Source organism: Nocardia sp. NPDC058499 (assembly GCF_042719915.1).
GTDB lineage: Bacteria > Actinomycetota > Actinomycetes > Mycobacteriales > Mycobacteriaceae > Nocardia.
In genome coordinates this window covers 1-14,505 of record NZ_JBHXMZ010000029.1, presented here as the reverse complement: position 1 = coordinate 14,505, position 14,505 = coordinate 1, and the positions used below count along the sequence as shown (strand labels likewise).

12 protein-coding genes are annotated in these 14,505 nt (G+C 64.3%); 8 read left to right on the top strand and 4 right to left on the bottom strand.

Annotated features, from left to right (window positions below; all coding sequences use genetic code 11):
* Positions 1–183 precede the first annotated feature (183 nt).
* On the top strand, positions 184–942 hold the full coding sequence (locus ACFWPH_RS34495; RefSeq protein WP_378756513.1) for a hypothetical protein: 759 nt from the start codon (positions 184–186) through the stop codon (positions 940–942).
* Positions 943–1,035: 93 nt separating this feature from the next.
* Here the strand turns inward: ACFWPH_RS34495 and ACFWPH_RS34490 are convergent, their stop codons facing one another.
* Positions 1,036–1,317 (bottom strand): hypothetical protein, encoded by a 282-nt coding sequence (locus ACFWPH_RS34490; protein ID WP_378756512.1) that lies wholly within the window; start codon positions 1,315–1,317, stop codon positions 1,036–1,038.
* A gap of 953 nt (positions 1,318–2,270) precedes the next feature.
* Between ACFWPH_RS34490 and ACFWPH_RS34485 the strand changes: the two genes are divergently transcribed.
* The 4 genes from ACFWPH_RS34485 (at position 2,271) to ACFWPH_RS34470 (ending at position 6,868) form a co-directional block, all read left to right on the top strand.
* The gene (locus ACFWPH_RS34485; protein ID WP_378756511.1) at positions 2,271–3,434 is read left to right on the top strand and encodes a cytochrome P450; all 1,164 of its coding nucleotides are present in this window, start codon (positions 2,271–2,273) and stop codon (positions 3,432–3,434) included.
* Positions 3,435–3,507: 73 nt separating this feature from the next.
* Positions 3,508–4,773 carry a cytochrome P450 gene (locus ACFWPH_RS34480; protein WP_378756509.1) on the top strand — a complete coding sequence of 422 codons (1,266 nt, stop codon included), beginning with the start codon at positions 3,508–3,510 and terminating at the stop codon, positions 4,771–4,773.
* Positions 4,774–4,850: 77 nt separating this feature from the next.
* The gene (locus tag ACFWPH_RS34475; RefSeq protein ID WP_378756507.1) at positions 4,851–6,662 is read left to right on the top strand and encodes a hypothetical protein; all 1,812 of its coding nucleotides are present in this window, start codon (positions 4,851–4,853) and stop codon (positions 6,660–6,662) included.
* A complete protein-coding gene (locus tag ACFWPH_RS34470; protein WP_378756506.1) occupies positions 6,659–6,868 on the top strand; it encodes a hypothetical protein in 210 nt (69 codons plus the stop codon). Before ACFWPH_RS34475 ends, ACFWPH_RS34470 begins: the two co-directional genes overlap by 4 nt.
* A 497-nt stretch (positions 6,869–7,365) precedes the next feature.
* Here the strand turns inward: ACFWPH_RS34470 and ACFWPH_RS34465 are convergent, their stop codons facing one another.
* Positions 7,366–7,596, bottom strand: a complete 231-nt coding sequence (locus ACFWPH_RS34465) for a hypothetical protein (protein ID WP_378756505.1) — start codon at positions 7,594–7,596, stop codon at positions 7,366–7,368.
* Between the two features lie 254 nt (positions 7,597–7,850).
* Here ACFWPH_RS34465 and ACFWPH_RS34460 point away from each other — a divergent pair, with 254 nt between their 5' ends.
* Together ACFWPH_RS34460 and ACFWPH_RS34455 are read left to right on the top strand one after the other, a co-directional pair.
* On the top strand, positions 7,851–8,414 hold the full coding sequence (locus ACFWPH_RS34460) for a TetR/AcrR family transcriptional regulator (protein ID WP_378756503.1): 564 nt from the start codon (positions 7,851–7,853) through the stop codon (positions 8,412–8,414).
* Positions 8,411–8,899, top strand: a complete 489-nt coding sequence (locus ACFWPH_RS34455; RefSeq protein WP_378756501.1) for a hypothetical protein — start codon at positions 8,411–8,413, stop codon at positions 8,897–8,899. Before ACFWPH_RS34460 ends, ACFWPH_RS34455 begins: the two co-directional genes overlap by 4 nt.
* A gap of 251 nt (positions 8,900–9,150) precedes the next feature.
* On the opposite strand, the gene ACFWPH_RS34450 is transcribed toward ACFWPH_RS34455, so the two are convergent.
* Positions 9,151–9,804: an MspA family porin gene (locus tag ACFWPH_RS34450; RefSeq protein WP_378756500.1), complete on the bottom strand. Its 654-nt coding sequence runs from the start codon at positions 9,802–9,804 to the stop codon at positions 9,151–9,153.
* A gap of 61 nt (positions 9,805–9,865) precedes the next feature.
* Positions 9,866–10,558, bottom strand: a complete 693-nt coding sequence (locus tag ACFWPH_RS34445; protein WP_378756499.1) for an MspA family porin — start codon at positions 10,556–10,558, stop codon at positions 9,866–9,868.
* 1,207 nt (positions 10,559–11,765) lie between these two features.
* Between ACFWPH_RS34445 and ACFWPH_RS34440 the strand changes: the two genes are divergently transcribed.
* Complete coding sequence (locus tag ACFWPH_RS34440) at positions 11,766–14,411, top strand: family 78 glycoside hydrolase catalytic domain (RefSeq protein WP_378756498.1); 2,646 nt, start codon at positions 11,766–11,768, stop codon at positions 14,409–14,411.
* Positions 14,412–14,505: the final 94 nt, after the last annotated feature.

Below are 14,505 nucleotides of genomic sequence, written 5' to 3'. Positions count from 1 at the left end.
CAACCAGTTACCGGAGACCTCGCCACATCACCAACTTCTCCACCCGGACAACGGGTTCCGCCCCACAACTCGGGCGCTTATGAAACAGGCTCTAACGCGGCATCGGCGAACGGAGCGGGCGATGAGGGTGCGAAGTCGAGGGGGGTAGCGCTAGAAGGATGGATTAGGGGTGCCATTCTTGTGGTGGGATCTGCCGCCTTCCTCTTCGGACTAGGTTTCTTTGCGTTTGGTTCGCAAGGATTCAATTCGCTGTTCGTGCTCCTCCCTGCTCTTCTCGGGATTGGGCTAATGCAACTTGCAACCCGCCCTTTCCGAAGGCAAGTCTTCGACTGGCAAGCAGACGATATCCGTGATCGGATAGATGAGAAAAATCCTCCCTTCGTTATCAATGCAAGTGGTGGAGCGCAGGTACGAGTCGATGCTATCGGCTCGGATGTATCAGCAATTCGCGCTTCGGAATCACTACAGCGGCAAGAAAAAATCCTTCATGAGATGTATACGCAGGGTCTTGCCCAGGCTAAGGTCAGCTTCCTGGTGAGCATCGCGGCTGCGGTCGTCGGCGCTGGCCTGCTGATGTGGGGTGTGTTCTTGGCGATTTCGAACGCACCGACCCCCGACGGGCAGGAATATGCAAGCCTGGTGGCGGTGTGCGCGGGTGTTGTGACGAACCTCTTGTCATCGGTTTTCTTCATCCAATCCAATCGTGCGCGAAGGGATATGGCTCAGCAAGGACTCTTGCTTCGAGAGGAGAGCCAAGAAGACCGCCGTTTGACCGGATCGCGCGAACTGGTTGCTGGTATAGGCGACGATGAATTGCGAGATATGGTGCGCGCGCATCTGTCTATGACACTGCTGTCGGCCGACCCTGACGAGAACGAAAAGAAGCTGTTGCAACCGAAGCCGTTTGCGAAGCAGGCGAATGCTGAGGAGCTTTCAAACTAGGACGGCCAGCAGCCACATCACGGCGGGCGGATGCGCCAATCGGCTATGTCTCGGCATGTGGGTTTCTCGCTCATGTCGTTTCCTTGATGATGGTCAGGGTTCCGCGCCGAGATTTCTACCGAAGATTAGAGACGGGTCGAACTTTCCCGGGGCCAGCAGCCCAACCGCTTCGGCCAAGTCGGCGTCATCGTCCAGCAACGCGCTGTCCAGGCCGGTCACGGCCCAGATGATGGCAAAGGTGAAATCATCGAGCAGGTATGCGCGAGGGAACAGCAGCGGCGCCTTCGGCGAGGTAGCCGCCAATCGAGCCCGGATGCGGCGGCGATCCATCACATAGCGACGCGGCTGATCAGCATCATCGACGTCGGCGACCACCAATGATCGCCCTGAGCCGGGTAGCACTGGATCCCGCGCGGTCCCGGCCGACGCAGCGGCCACGCTACGACCACAATCAGACGCCGCCGCAACGACCACCGCCGGAATATCCGCTTCGGCGAAGATCCACCCTGCAGGCATACGCAAGGAGGGACGACGGGAGCCGTTCAGCCGTCCGTGCGAGTCGGCAGATTCCTGTGCGGCGACGCCCGATTCGGGGTTTTCGATTTCCGCAGGCAACCACGAGCCGGAAGGTCTGGTAGTGCTGTCCGATCGGGCAGGATAATGGGCGCGCTGTATCGCCGGTCGGTGATATCGGGTGTGAAGAGTTCGGTGGCGGTGTGGCCGGGCAGCATCTGCTCCAGGACACGGCAGTGGTGAGGGTAGGGTCGTCCTTTGTCTTCGCCGGACAGCCAGCGGTGGAACTGTAAGCGTTTCGGAGCGGAGCGGAGCCGACGAGGTCGGGGTCGATCGTGGCGGCGATCTTGTCGTACTCGCGGCAGAACGTGCTGTGTGTGCAGCTGCCGTGCCCGGAGCACGGCTTTGAGGCGAGTACCCAATGCTGCCACTGCTGTACCCCTCCAGACCATTTCGGTTCCCTGCGTCTGCTGGCTGTGCTCATCGTAGAGGGGACAGCAGGGGAAAGCAGTGGCACAAGAAGTTTCAGATGGGCACTTCGTGGGTGTCGAGATGCGACACCCGGTACCGGCACAGTCGATACCAGCCGACGAGCAGCCGGCAGTAGCGACGGTGAGCTGATTCAGACGCTTCGAGCGAAGCGTCGCTGTACAGCGCCGGACCACACCAACTTCCGATCGCATGCGGCAACGCCGCCACGCGCACCGACCCCCGTTTGGAGTGTTGTGACCATGCCATTTGCCCGTCCATCGGGTGTCCTGCTACCTGACCCTCCGGTTATTCAGGGGTCGCCTATTGCGCCGGACGATCGTGTTGTGCCGCTGTACACCGCCGGGGTCGCTGCTGATCCGGTTCGCTGGTATCGGGAGTGGGAGGGTGAGTTCGGGTCGTTGGTTCCGGTGGAGTTGGCTCCGGGCGTTCCGGCGACGTTGGTGCTGGGGCATCGGGAAGCGTTGAAGATTCTGCACAACCCCGACACCTTCCCTGCCGACCCGAGTGGATGGCAGCGCCACCTACCTCGCGACTGCCCGGTTCGGCCGATGCTGGAGGCGGGCCCGACACCGGCACGGACAGCGGGGGTCGAGCATGCCCGGTATCGGGGCGCGTATGTCGCGGCGTTGGCGCGAGTCGACCTGCACAGACTGCAGGCGGAGGTGGAGCGGTACGCGGTCGCGTTGATCAACGCGTTCTGGACTGTGGGGTCGGCGGATCTGCGGGCGCAGTTCGCCTACCCGCTGGTGCTCGAGACCGTAAACCGGCTGGTGGGGGTATCCGGGGATGCCTCGGCTGCGCTGGTGCCGGCGCTTGCGGCGCTCACCGACGTTCGCGACGTCGACGCGGCTGTGGCGGGTCGACGATTGCTGGATTCGGTGCTGTTTGAGGTGGTGCAGGGCAAGCGGACTGCACCCGGTGAGGATGTGGCGTCGTGGCTGGCAGACGACGCGGGTTTGTCGGACGCCGAGGTGGTGGCTCAGCTCGTACTGCTCTATGAGATGGCTGTCGAGCCCACCACGGCGTTGATCCTGAATACGATCCGGTTGATCCTGACCGACGATCGGCTCGCCGCCGCGCTGGGTGGGAGCCTTTCCACGCGCGAGGCCCTGGATGAGGCGCTGTTCACCGACCCGCCCCTGACGAACTGGTGTGTGCGTTACCCGCACGTGCCTCAGTTGATGGACAACGGTGTCTGGCTGCCCGCGCATCAACCGGTGCTCGTCAGCTTGGCCGACTGGTTCAGCGGTCCCGGCGCGCAGGCCGACCGCCGTGGTAACCGCTCGCATCTGGCGTTCGGCGCCGGGGTCCATGGCTGCCCCGCCGACAGGATCGGGCTGCTGATCGCCACCATCGCTATCGACCAGCTCATGGACGCGGTCCCGGATATTCGGCTGGCCGGGCAGCTGTTGTGGCAGTCCAGCCCGTTCCACCGGTTCCTGGTCGCGTTGCCGGTGGCTTTCGAGGCCGTCCGGTCACAGCCCTAGGCCACATGCCCGCACCCGTTCAGTTCCGTTCCCGGTTTTCGTCATGTCCGTGTTGCAAGGAAAACGAGAAGTCATGCTCAGCCCGAAGTCGCTGTCTCGCAGCGGCACCTGCTCGATCGAAGACCTCGGTCCCCGCACCCCGCTCTACACTCCCGCTTTCGCTATCGCCCCATACGCTGCCTATGAGCGCATGCGCCAGGGCGGACGAACGTTGGCGCCGGTCGAACTCGCCCCGGGTGTCCCTGCCACCCTGGTGCTCGGCTACCACACGGCGGTGCGGATCCTCAATGATCCCGACCGGTTCCCGGCTGACCCGCGGGTATGGGAGAGATCGCTTCCGGATGATCACCCGTTGCTGCCGATGCTGGGTGGGCGGCCCAATGCGCTGCGGACTGCGGGTAAGGAGCATGGTTTCCATCGGGATGGGCTACAGACTGCGTTGTCGGTGGTGGATTTGCATGGGATGCGGGAGCGCACGATCCGGGTCGCCTCGTCACTGATCAACCAGTTCTGCCGGGCCGGCGAGGTAGAACTGATCGAGCATTACATCACCCCGCTGGTGTTCACGGTGCTCAACGAGACCGTCGGCTGCACGCCCGGCATCGGTGAACGGTTGCGTGTGGCGATCGCGGCCATGTTCGAGGGCGTCGACACCGAGCACGTGAACGCCGAGGTGGCGGCAGCGCTGTTCGAGTTGATCGAGCTCAAACGCCGCACCCCCGCCACCGATATCGCGTCCTGGCTGGTGCACCGGTGCCCGAATCTGTCCGATGAGCAGCGGATGCATCAGCTGGTCACGATCTATTCCGCGGGGATCGAGCCGGTGCGCAACCTGATCGCGAACACGATGCGGCGGATGCTGACCGATCCCCGCTACCGCCACGACAACACCGAGTTCACGCCCCCAGTGCGCGATGCGGTCGAAGAAACCCTGGCCAGCGACCCGCCGATGGCCAATCTCTGCAACTCTTATCCGCGTCAGCCGGTTCTGGTTGATCGGGTGTGGCTGCCGGCGGATCAGCCGGTGCTGGTGAGCATGGCCGCCTGCAATACCGACCCCGCGATCGTCGGTGCCCAGGGGTGGACCGACAATCGCGCGCACCTGGCCTACGGCAGCGGTCCGCATGCCTGCCCGGATATGGCGCGGGAAATGTCGAAGCAGATCACGATCGAGGCCATCGCGCACTTTTTCGATGCCTTCCCCGAGGCCGAGCTCACTGTTGCGGCGGACGAGGTGTCGTGGCGAACCGGTCCGTTTCACCGCGCCCCCGCGGCCGTGCCCGTCACATTCCCACCCACACCACTCCTGATCGTCCCGCCGGCGCCGGCCCACCGATGACATCCCGGGGTGTGCCGGTCCAAGCCGTCGCACCCCTGTTGCCCCCTTGGATTCCGCACTACGGAAGCGAGTGACACATGACCACTACCACGACCACCCTCATCACCCCGATCGGATACCGCGGTGACGACCCGAGTGTCGCCGCGCTGCGGGAGGCGCTCTACGGCACACATCTCGATATTCACCGCACGGCGATGGATACCATTCTGCGGCTGGTGGATATACCGCCTGAAGGTGATGTGACCTACGCGCAGGAGAGCGGTATCGCGCCGGTGCTGTTGCCGATGATGCTCGAGGAAGTCGGGCTCCCGGCCCGGAAAATCGCGCAGGACGTCCCTTTGCGAGGCGCCCTCTGTGACAGTGCGGCGATCGCTGCGCCCCACCTGTTCACGGTGATGACCGGTCATTTCGCGCTCACCATCGGGGCGATCCTGGCGCTGGGAACGGGGCACGCCTATCAGGAGCAGTGCCTGGCCGAGCTGGATACCGGCGAGAGCGTGGGGGTGTTCGCGCTGACCGAGCTCGGCGGCACCAACGGCACCAACCAGAAGACGATCGCGGTCCGTGATGCTGCGGCGGGCGGATACCGGCTCTACAGCGCCGGGATCGAGGCGGTGAAGGCGATGCCCAACCTCGCCGACGAGATGATCGCGAACATCGTCGTATTCACCTCCCGGTTGATCGAGAACGACCAGGACAAGGGAGTGCCGGCGTTTCTGGCACGGTTGCGGACCGTGGACGGCGGTCTGGCCGAGGGCGTCGAGATCCACACGCTTCCCCCGAAGCTCGGGTCGGCTATGCCGCATGCGTTGATCAAACTCGACGGCCTGTTCGTCCCGGATGGTGCCCTGTTGTGTGGCGACTGGGGCGGATTCGACGAGAACGGGGACTTCGTTTCCGAGGTCCCGGTGCACCGGCGGTTCCACCGCACGATCGAGAAACTCGACCACGGCCGCCTCGACCTCGGGGTCGGAATCATCCGCAGTGCCGGCGCCGGGGCGGCGGGCACGATCAACTTCACCGGTCAACGTCCCCACGGCGACAGCGACGCCCTGCATCGCGATATCGTCACTGCCACCGCCGCCACATTCGCGTGCAGTGTGCTGGGCCGGATGGTGCGCGAGATCGCCGCCGGGCCCCAGACTCGACCCCCGCTGTTGCTGTGGCTGATGGTGGTCAAACCGCTGCTCACCACCGTCGCGCAAGACACACTGCTGATCTGCCGCGAACGGCTGGCCGCCCACGGGATCCTGCGCTGCAACTACCTGCCGGACTGGATCTCCGATGCCGCGAACGGCAAAACCGCCGAAGGCGACACCCGCGCACTGCAAGTCACGGCCGGGCGGGCGGCCAAGACGCTGTGCACCCTGACGCTGGACGGCACACCATCGGAATTGCCGTGGTGGCTCGATATGATCGTGCACCGCGAAGACCTCCTCGCCACCGACCTCTACCTCGCGACCGGCATCGAGCCCAAGGAATATGAGCCCGACGGGGACGCGATGGGCCCGGACTCAGCGCGGGTCGATCTGGCCCACACCACCGGCGTGCGCCTGGCCGTGACCGCGGCGCTGATTGCCGCCGAATCGGCCACCGACCCCGCCGCAGCCGAGGTGGCGCGCTCCGTGGCCGCCGTGATGGCCCTGAATTTCCTCGCCCCTCTCGGGACCTGGCATCAGCGGCGGGGACTGCAGTCCCAGCAGCGCGCCGAGGAAATCGAGACCGACCTGCTGTATCACCGGCGGGTCGTGGCCGAGAATCTGACCGCGCTGGCCGCGGCATTCGACACCCCGGAATTGCCCGGAGCACCGGTATTTGCCCCGGACTATTTGCAGTCGTGGGAGGAACGCACCGGCTGGGGCACCGTCAGTTTCGTTCAGCCGCGGTGAGCGGGCGAGTTCGGTGGCGTTCGGGCCCGGACCGTGACCTGTGGACCACCCGCCACCGCGACTGCGAAAGCGAAGCCGGGTTCGACTCACTCGGTGAAGCGATATTCGTGCGCACCGCACACGGCGGCCACGGACCCGAGTGTCTGCAATCCCTCAGTGCGGTCGCCTACCTCGGCGGCCACAACGACGACGACCACTACGAATAACCCCACCGGCGATCGGGATGTTCGCGCACTCGTCCTGTTGACTGCACTTTCTCGGGACTCGAATTGAGCACAGTTCTGGAGGTGGTGTGTGTGGACGGGATACGTCGTGCCTTGGCCGATGGCCGGATCGTGTTGCCGAGGGTCGGCGCGGTTCTGGTGAGTAGTCAGCCACACCGTCGGTGAGCCGCAGGGTGCGGATCCGGGTGAGGACCGGGGGCTGATTGCGCCCCGTCGTCGTGACGCTAAGTTGGCATTCGCGGCGGCGAGGGCGGTTGTGGTGTTGGCGTTCTACGCGGTTGCCGGTGGATCGGCACGGCGGGGCATGATGCGGCCCCGCAGAGACGGGAGGGATTTTCTTGAAGTCGGCGATGAAGGCGTCGTGGGCGCGCTGCCCGCTCCACACGGAGCGAGTGCCTGGCCCGGGCGGGTCCTAGGGGCGGGCATGGCTCGGTTGAACAGGCAGCCCAGCAGGCACAGCGGGGGAAGCCAGGCAACCATCACGATTTCGAGGGTTTCATCGGTGTCGGCGGCCGGGTGATGACGAGGACGTTCCCGGCGACGCTGCCCGCGAAGAACACCACCAGAAGCCCCGCATACAGCCAGGCCAGTGAAGCGACATGCTTGCAAGGTGGGCCGGCCAGCGTGACCCAGGCGTAGGCGATCACCGCGATAACGAGACCACCGGTCACCGGATACAACCACGTCAGCGGCTCGGGGACGCTGGCCACGTCACAAGCCCGAAGCCGAAGCCGAAGCCGCGCCGAGAGACGGCAGGAGTGGCGACGCGACGCCGAGCATATCCTTGGCGGCTTCGACACAGTCTCAGCGATGCTGGCAGAGGTATTGCATCGCCCGGAACCTACTCGTGATTCGGTGGACCCGGGCGCCGTCGCTGCCCAGGTGGTGGCACTCGCCCCGAGACGTACAGCTGCACGGTCGCGAGCATGAGACGTACACGTCTCATCTGATACATTTTATTACTATGGCAGAAGATCAAAGGGCACGGATCCTGGATGCGAGCGCACAACTGCTCGCGCGTCAGCCGAACGCCCGGATGGACGACATCGCCAAATCCGCGGGCGTGAGCCGGGCGACACTGCACCGTTACTTCCCCGGTCGCGAAACGCTGCTGGTCGTACTCGAGCAGGTCGCCGCAGAAAAAATGCAAGCAGCCGTGGCCATGGCAGATCTGGCATCGGGACCGGCGCCGGTCGCTGTGATCCGCCTGATCGAGGAATGCGAGTCGGTGGCGCCGTATCTGGCGCTGCTCTACCAGCAGGGTGGCGAGGTCTCAGCGGATGGATCGTATTCGCGGTGGGCGGAAATCGATACCGATCTGACCACATTCTTCCGCCGGGGGCAGCAGCAGGGTGAGTTCGTGCTGACGCTGACACCGGCATGGTTGACAGATGCCTTCTTCAGTTTGGTCACCAGCGCGTCCTGGTCGATCAGCGAAGGCCGGGTAGCGGCCCGCGACTTCGTCCATTGCGTGGGAGCCGTACTCCTCCCGGCGCTGACCACCGAGCGATCCGAGATCATCGCATGAGCCACCACTGGCAACCGATCGCCCGCGTCGGCATCCCCGCGGTCACTCCGCTACGAAACACCGGGACCACACGGCTCCAGGTCGTCCTGATCGGCAGAGACCCCACCGGCACCTGGAGCCGGATCTTCCGTGTACACCTCGACGACACCGGCCGGCGCGATCTACTCATCGAGTTCAGCAGCCCCAACCGTTTCCAACTTTCTGGAACCATTCCCGACGACAAACTGGAACACACGATTGCCGCTATCGATGTCGCCACCCACGCGGCCAACGCCGAGCTCGAACAACAGATCCTGCCCGGTCTGATCCACCGGGCAGCCGACGATCGGCGGCACAGTCAGCGCGTAGCGGAGATGAGCCGCCGGGCCGGAGCGCTGGCCAGACCGGACCACTCCCTGGACCCACCGCGGCTTATTCCCGGCCCGAACCGGGTGTCGAGGCAGCACTCGGGCAATGACGCCGCTGCGCCGTCGGATGGGGCGTGATGAGGCGCGCCCCATCCGACGCGCAATCGGCCGAGCATCCGTCATTGACATTCCACCGACCCGAACTCTTAATGAGTTGGCCTCGGCGCACGGACGCTCATACGCCCTCGGTCGGGACGCGAGCAGGGCAAGTTGATCACGGAACTCGACGCTGATACACAGCCGCGTCGGATAAATCGCGAGCCCTCGACCGTCGGCCCCGTATCCCGGGTCCCTGGTCTGTGACAGCGCGGGGATCCCGTAAACCGATTTCAGCCGAGGCTGAAAGGTTGCCCCCACACGGTGACGATCTCTTTGGCGCCGTCGGTCTCCACCTGGACCTCGGTGAACACCCGTGCCTGGGCGTAACCCGCACAGCCGGCAAGCCCGATGGTGCTGTTACGCCAGGTCACGCTACCGGTGGTGCCCGTGTTCGAATTGGAGGGCAGGTGCGTTTCGGCGCCGAAGGCGTCGGGGCTTTCGCGATCGAGCAGGTAGAATTTCTTGGCCTGGCCAGGGCCGAGACTCAGATCGCCGCCGAGGCTGCCTCCGGCCGAGGGGTTTTGGCCCGCCCAGTCTGAGCTGTAGTCCCCGCCTGCGTTGGCGCCGCCGCCGCCTATGTTGACCTGACAACCGACGACATAGCCGGGTTGGACGGTCGATCGGGCCGGCGCCGACAGCTCGAATTGGGCACTCCCGGAGACCCACGCGTTTCTGTGTAGCGGTGTGGAGCCCATGGACGGCCCGATAGTGGCGGATTCACCGACGATTCGCACGGTGACCGAAGTACCGTCACCGAGCGTCTCGGTGACTGATCCCCCTGGGAGCGGAACAAAGGTATCAGCGGAGGCGACTCCGCCGCCGCTCAGCAGTCCGGCCGTTGCCGTAGCAATCATGGTGCAGGCCAGTTTCTTGAGATCGAACATTTTCGAAAGCCTCTCCGGTTTCGCAATGTGTTGGGATGAGCTGTCGGGGTAATCAGCCCGGTCAGCCGATACTGAAAGGGGCACCGTAAAGGGTGGTCTTTGAATAATGTTCGCCGATGATCTCTACGACCGTGTACGCCCTGGCCTGTGCGTATCCGCCGCAGCCCTGGATTTCCATCTCGAAATCCCGGTAGCCGATCGTGTATACGCCGGGCTGGAAAATGTCTTTGAAGCCAACTTGTACAAATTTCACCTCACCCGGACCGAGCTGGATCCCCGCGGATCCTCCCAAGCCGCCACCGCTGGTGCTGACATTGCCGGAAAGCCCTGCGGTAACAGCGTTATCGCCGATGCTGACCTGGCAGCCGACGATATAACCGGTATTCACTTGAGAAGCGCCGTGGGTGGACGAATTGTTCGTGCCGGGCCAGTTCTCGGGGCTAGAGTACGGGCCGGGGCCTTCCGCTGTGGGCGTGTGGACAACATCAGCGGTGACGGTGCCGGACACCCAGACCACGCGGCCTGCCCCGTTGGCAGCCATTGAGGGGGATACAACAGCGTGTTCGGCCGTGCGGCTGATCGATGCCCCAGGGGCCACTTCCCGGCCTTCGGGTAGTGGAACAAACGTATCGGCGTGTGCTGTAACAGTTCCCGCCAGAGATGCGGACACGGCGAACGCCACGGCAATTCCACGGCGACGCCTAATATGACGCAACGCTGCGGAATGGGCGCTGTCCAGAACATTTGCTTTCATTTGTTGACCCTCATCTCGAAACTTCGTCCTGCAGGCATAGATATGCCCTTCCGAACCCGTAGCCGGAAGTATCTGTGGTGATCTACTTCGTTACTGCCGTACGCCTTGTTCCAATGAGAGTTGCGCGTCCTGTATCATGGAACGTTAGATTTCGGGCAGGTGAAGTGAGAACGTTCGTTCCGTCGGGAACGAACGATCGGGGAAACCGAGGTGTAACTTTGCACGAGTTGCCCCAGAGCACTCGCGTTTGGTCTACGTGTCCACGCAAATGTGGTCGTGGCGAAATCCGCCAGCGTCGCGACCGGTTTGCGGTTATGCCCCAGGAAACAGCCGGCTACTCCTCGGTCGAGGAAAGTGGTAGACCAACATCGTCGGCCATGGCCGACGGGCCGGCGAAAAGCGCGGCATCCTCCGCCTGGTGAGTAGAGGTCTGCGACCACCCGATGGGTGTCGCAGGGCTGAGTGGATGCCTCCTCCTCGGGCGAGGCAGTGTTGCGGTCATGGCTCTTCCCTTCTGCTTTGATATGGGATATCAAGGCGCTCACGGACGGGGCGCTGAGTGCGGATGTGTCGCACCGGCTGGTGATGCTGGTGACAACGCGCCCTCGGGCGGTGCGGGGGCATCCGGGCCAAGCGCCGGGCTAGCTCGTTATAGTGATCTACCTGGAGCACGAATACGACATCACTTGGTGTGGGCGTGCTGTGCTGGGGCCGGAGGTTCCGGACAACTCCCTTTCGACGTTAAGGTTCTGGAGTGGTGGACGCCACACCCCTTCCCGTTCAGTGAGAAGCGGATGCCGATCGCGGCACTGCTGCAGACTGCTGGTCACCGGCGTTCGATATTTCAGGACGCGCGCCTCCGGATCTGGACGAAGACAACTCTGATGCCGAGGTCGGCCTTCTTTCGGGGCGGTTCGGTCACATTATCGATGGTTGCCGGGCGCGAACCGTAGACGGCATCGAGCTGGTCTCATCGGCGATCGAGGTGGTTCAAAACGTCGCGAGGTGACTCGTGGCGTGTGCCAGGTTGCGCCTGGACACGTTCAGCCTCTGTGCTCGCGGGCGCTTGCGGCCACGGGTTCGCGACCGCTGAGCGGGGCAGGCTGGGCGCATCGGTCCCGAACTGAGCGCTACGTGACGGATTTCCGAACAACAATACTTGCTCGTGCTAGTTTAGTGGCCGCCCGCTCTCGACAACGGAGTTTCCATGCCAAAGCTCGCGACCATCGGCGACCACCCCGGCGTCATTCCTGTGGGGCTGCGCGTGTGCGCCCAGGACTCTCCGCTGACAATCGACGATTCGCGTCCGGTCTTCTCATGGCGAGTCGAAGGAGTGGGAGTCGCCCGGGCCTTCGAAGTTGTCGTCGAGAAGGTGTCTGGGCGAAGCCGGCCGATTGTGGTCTGGGCGCATGAGGTTCCCGGTGGACAGGCATCTCGACGAGCCCGTTACGACGGTGACGCTCTCGAATCCGCGTCGTTGTATCGGTGGCGCGTTCGATCGCGAATCGACGACGAGCTGAGCGGTTCCTGGAGTGCGTGGGCCACGTTCGAGACGGGGTTGCTCGATACGTCGGACTGGCGCGCTGAGTGGATCGCTGACGAGCATGCGGAGGCGCATCGGCCCATCTACCTTCAGGAGCGACTGGTCGTGCCGTCGGGCGTTGTCCGCGCTCGCGCTTACGTCAGCGCGCTCGGGTGGTACCGGCTGCTCGTTGAGGGGACAGACCTCACTGGTTCGGCCCTCGTACCACGCTTCACTCCGTTCGACCGCGAAGTCGAGTATCAGGCTTATCTCCTCGACGAGTTCGTCCAGTCGCGGACGGTCGAACTGACAGTGATCGTCGCTGACGGCCGGTACCGCGGCGCGCTCGGCATGCACAATCGCCGCGATGTCTACGGGGACCAACTGGCGGCTCTGGTGCAGGTTCTGTTCGAGACCGCTGACGGCGAGCGTATCTGGGTCGGGTCGGATGCCTCTTGGACGGCGGTGGAGGGGCCGATCCTCGCCGCGGACCCGAAGTTCGGTGAGACTGTCGACCTGCGCCTGGCGTCACCATCGGAGCGGGCCAGCCCCGCACCCGCTCGTCGGCCGGTGGGCATTGCTCAACGCCACAACCGAAGGCTGGCGGCTGAGTCGACGCCGCGCGTCCGCTCGGTCGAAGAGCTGCCTGCGGTCTCCGTTTCCCGACGCGACGATGGGTCGCACATTGTCGACTTCGGGCAGAACTTCGCGGGCGTCGTGCGGATCCGGGTCGCGGGCGCACGGGGAACCCTCGTGTCGCTTCAACATGCCGAGGACCTCGATAGCCAGGGAAATCTGGACTGGGCACACCTCGACCGAGAAGGGGCCGCAGACCCGAAGCGGCCGCAACGGTTCCAGCGCGACGAGTTCATCCTGGATGGCACGTCACGATGGGTACAGCCGTGGTGCACGATCCACGGCTTCCGATATGTGCAGGTGCACGGTCTCGACGTACTTCGATCCTCCGACATCGTCGGCGTCGTGCTTTCTTCCATCGAAGCGCCGACGGGGTCGTTTCAGTGCTCGAACGAACTCATCAACCGGCTCTGGAGGAATGCCTATTGGAGCCTGCGGTCCAACTTCACCGACGTGCCGACCGATTGCCCGACGCGCGAACGAGGTGGTTTCACCGGCGATGCGATGCTCTTCGCTCCCGCCGCCAGCCGTCTCGCGGACGTGCAGACCTTCCTGCGCCGCTACCTCGCATCAGTGGCGATCGAGCAACTTCCGGACGGCCGAGTGCCGATGATCGCACCGGCGGAGTATTCGGTCTTCAGCCGCGGCCCCACCGAGAAGGATGACCAGGTCGCGAGTTCTGTCGGCTGGGGGGACGCCACAGTACTGCTGCCGTGGACTCTCTACGAGTCCTACGCCGACGAGGCGGTCCTCGAAGCCCAGTACGAGTCCATGCAGCGGTGGCTCGCATACCTCGAGAAGGGTGGCGCCCGGGAAGGCTTCATCTGGGGCGAGTGGATTCGGCCGGGCGAGGACACCATGACCGGCCTGATGCGCGACAACACCGAGAACCGTCTGAACATCGGGTTGGCCTACTTCGCGCACAGTGCTCGTCGGCTCGCGGAGATCGCCCGTGTCCTCGGTCGGGAGCACGATGCGGTCCGCTATGCGGCGATGTCGCGTGACGCCGTCACCGAATGGCGGGCGGCAGCCATCAGAGCGGATGGCCAGATCGGCACCGGCTTGCAGGACGACTACGTTCGCGCCCTGGGATTCGACCTCCTACCCAAGGACGACCGACTCCCCGCCGTCGAGCGTCTCGTCGCACTCATCGAGCAGGCGGGAGACCATCTTGCCACCGGGTTCCTGAGCACCCCGATGCTCCTTCCCGTCCTCACCCGATTCGGCCACGCTGACGTCGCCTATCGGCTCCTACTGCAGACCTCCGCGCCCTCATGGCTCGGCATGGTCGCCGATGGAGCGACCACGATCCTGGAACACTGGTCGGAGCCCGGCCCGGACGGCCTCCGAGAGGGTTCCTCGAATCACTACGCGCTCGGCTCCGTGGTCGAGTGGTTGAGCTCCGGGATCCTCGGCATCAGTGCTACCGCGCCGGGCTACCGCAGCGTGAGCATCGCCCCGGTAATCGGTGGAGGCCTCACACATGCGAACGGGTCGGTGGACACCCCGTTCGGCCCCGTCCGGGTCGCTTGGAGGGCGGAAGACGGCGTGCTCTGCGAGATCGAAGTGACGCTACCGAGCGGCGTTATCGGCGAGATCGCCCGCCCCGACGGCTCGTTCGCCAAAGTCACAAGCGGCACCACCCGACTCGTCTTCGAATCGGATCAGCGATCCGCCGCTACCCGCACGTCCTAGAAGGACTCTCAATGACCATGTCAAGCCGCAGCAGCAACCGGGATGGGGTTTGCCATGCTGAATTCGCGGCCGTCTCGCAGCAATGCCCACAACA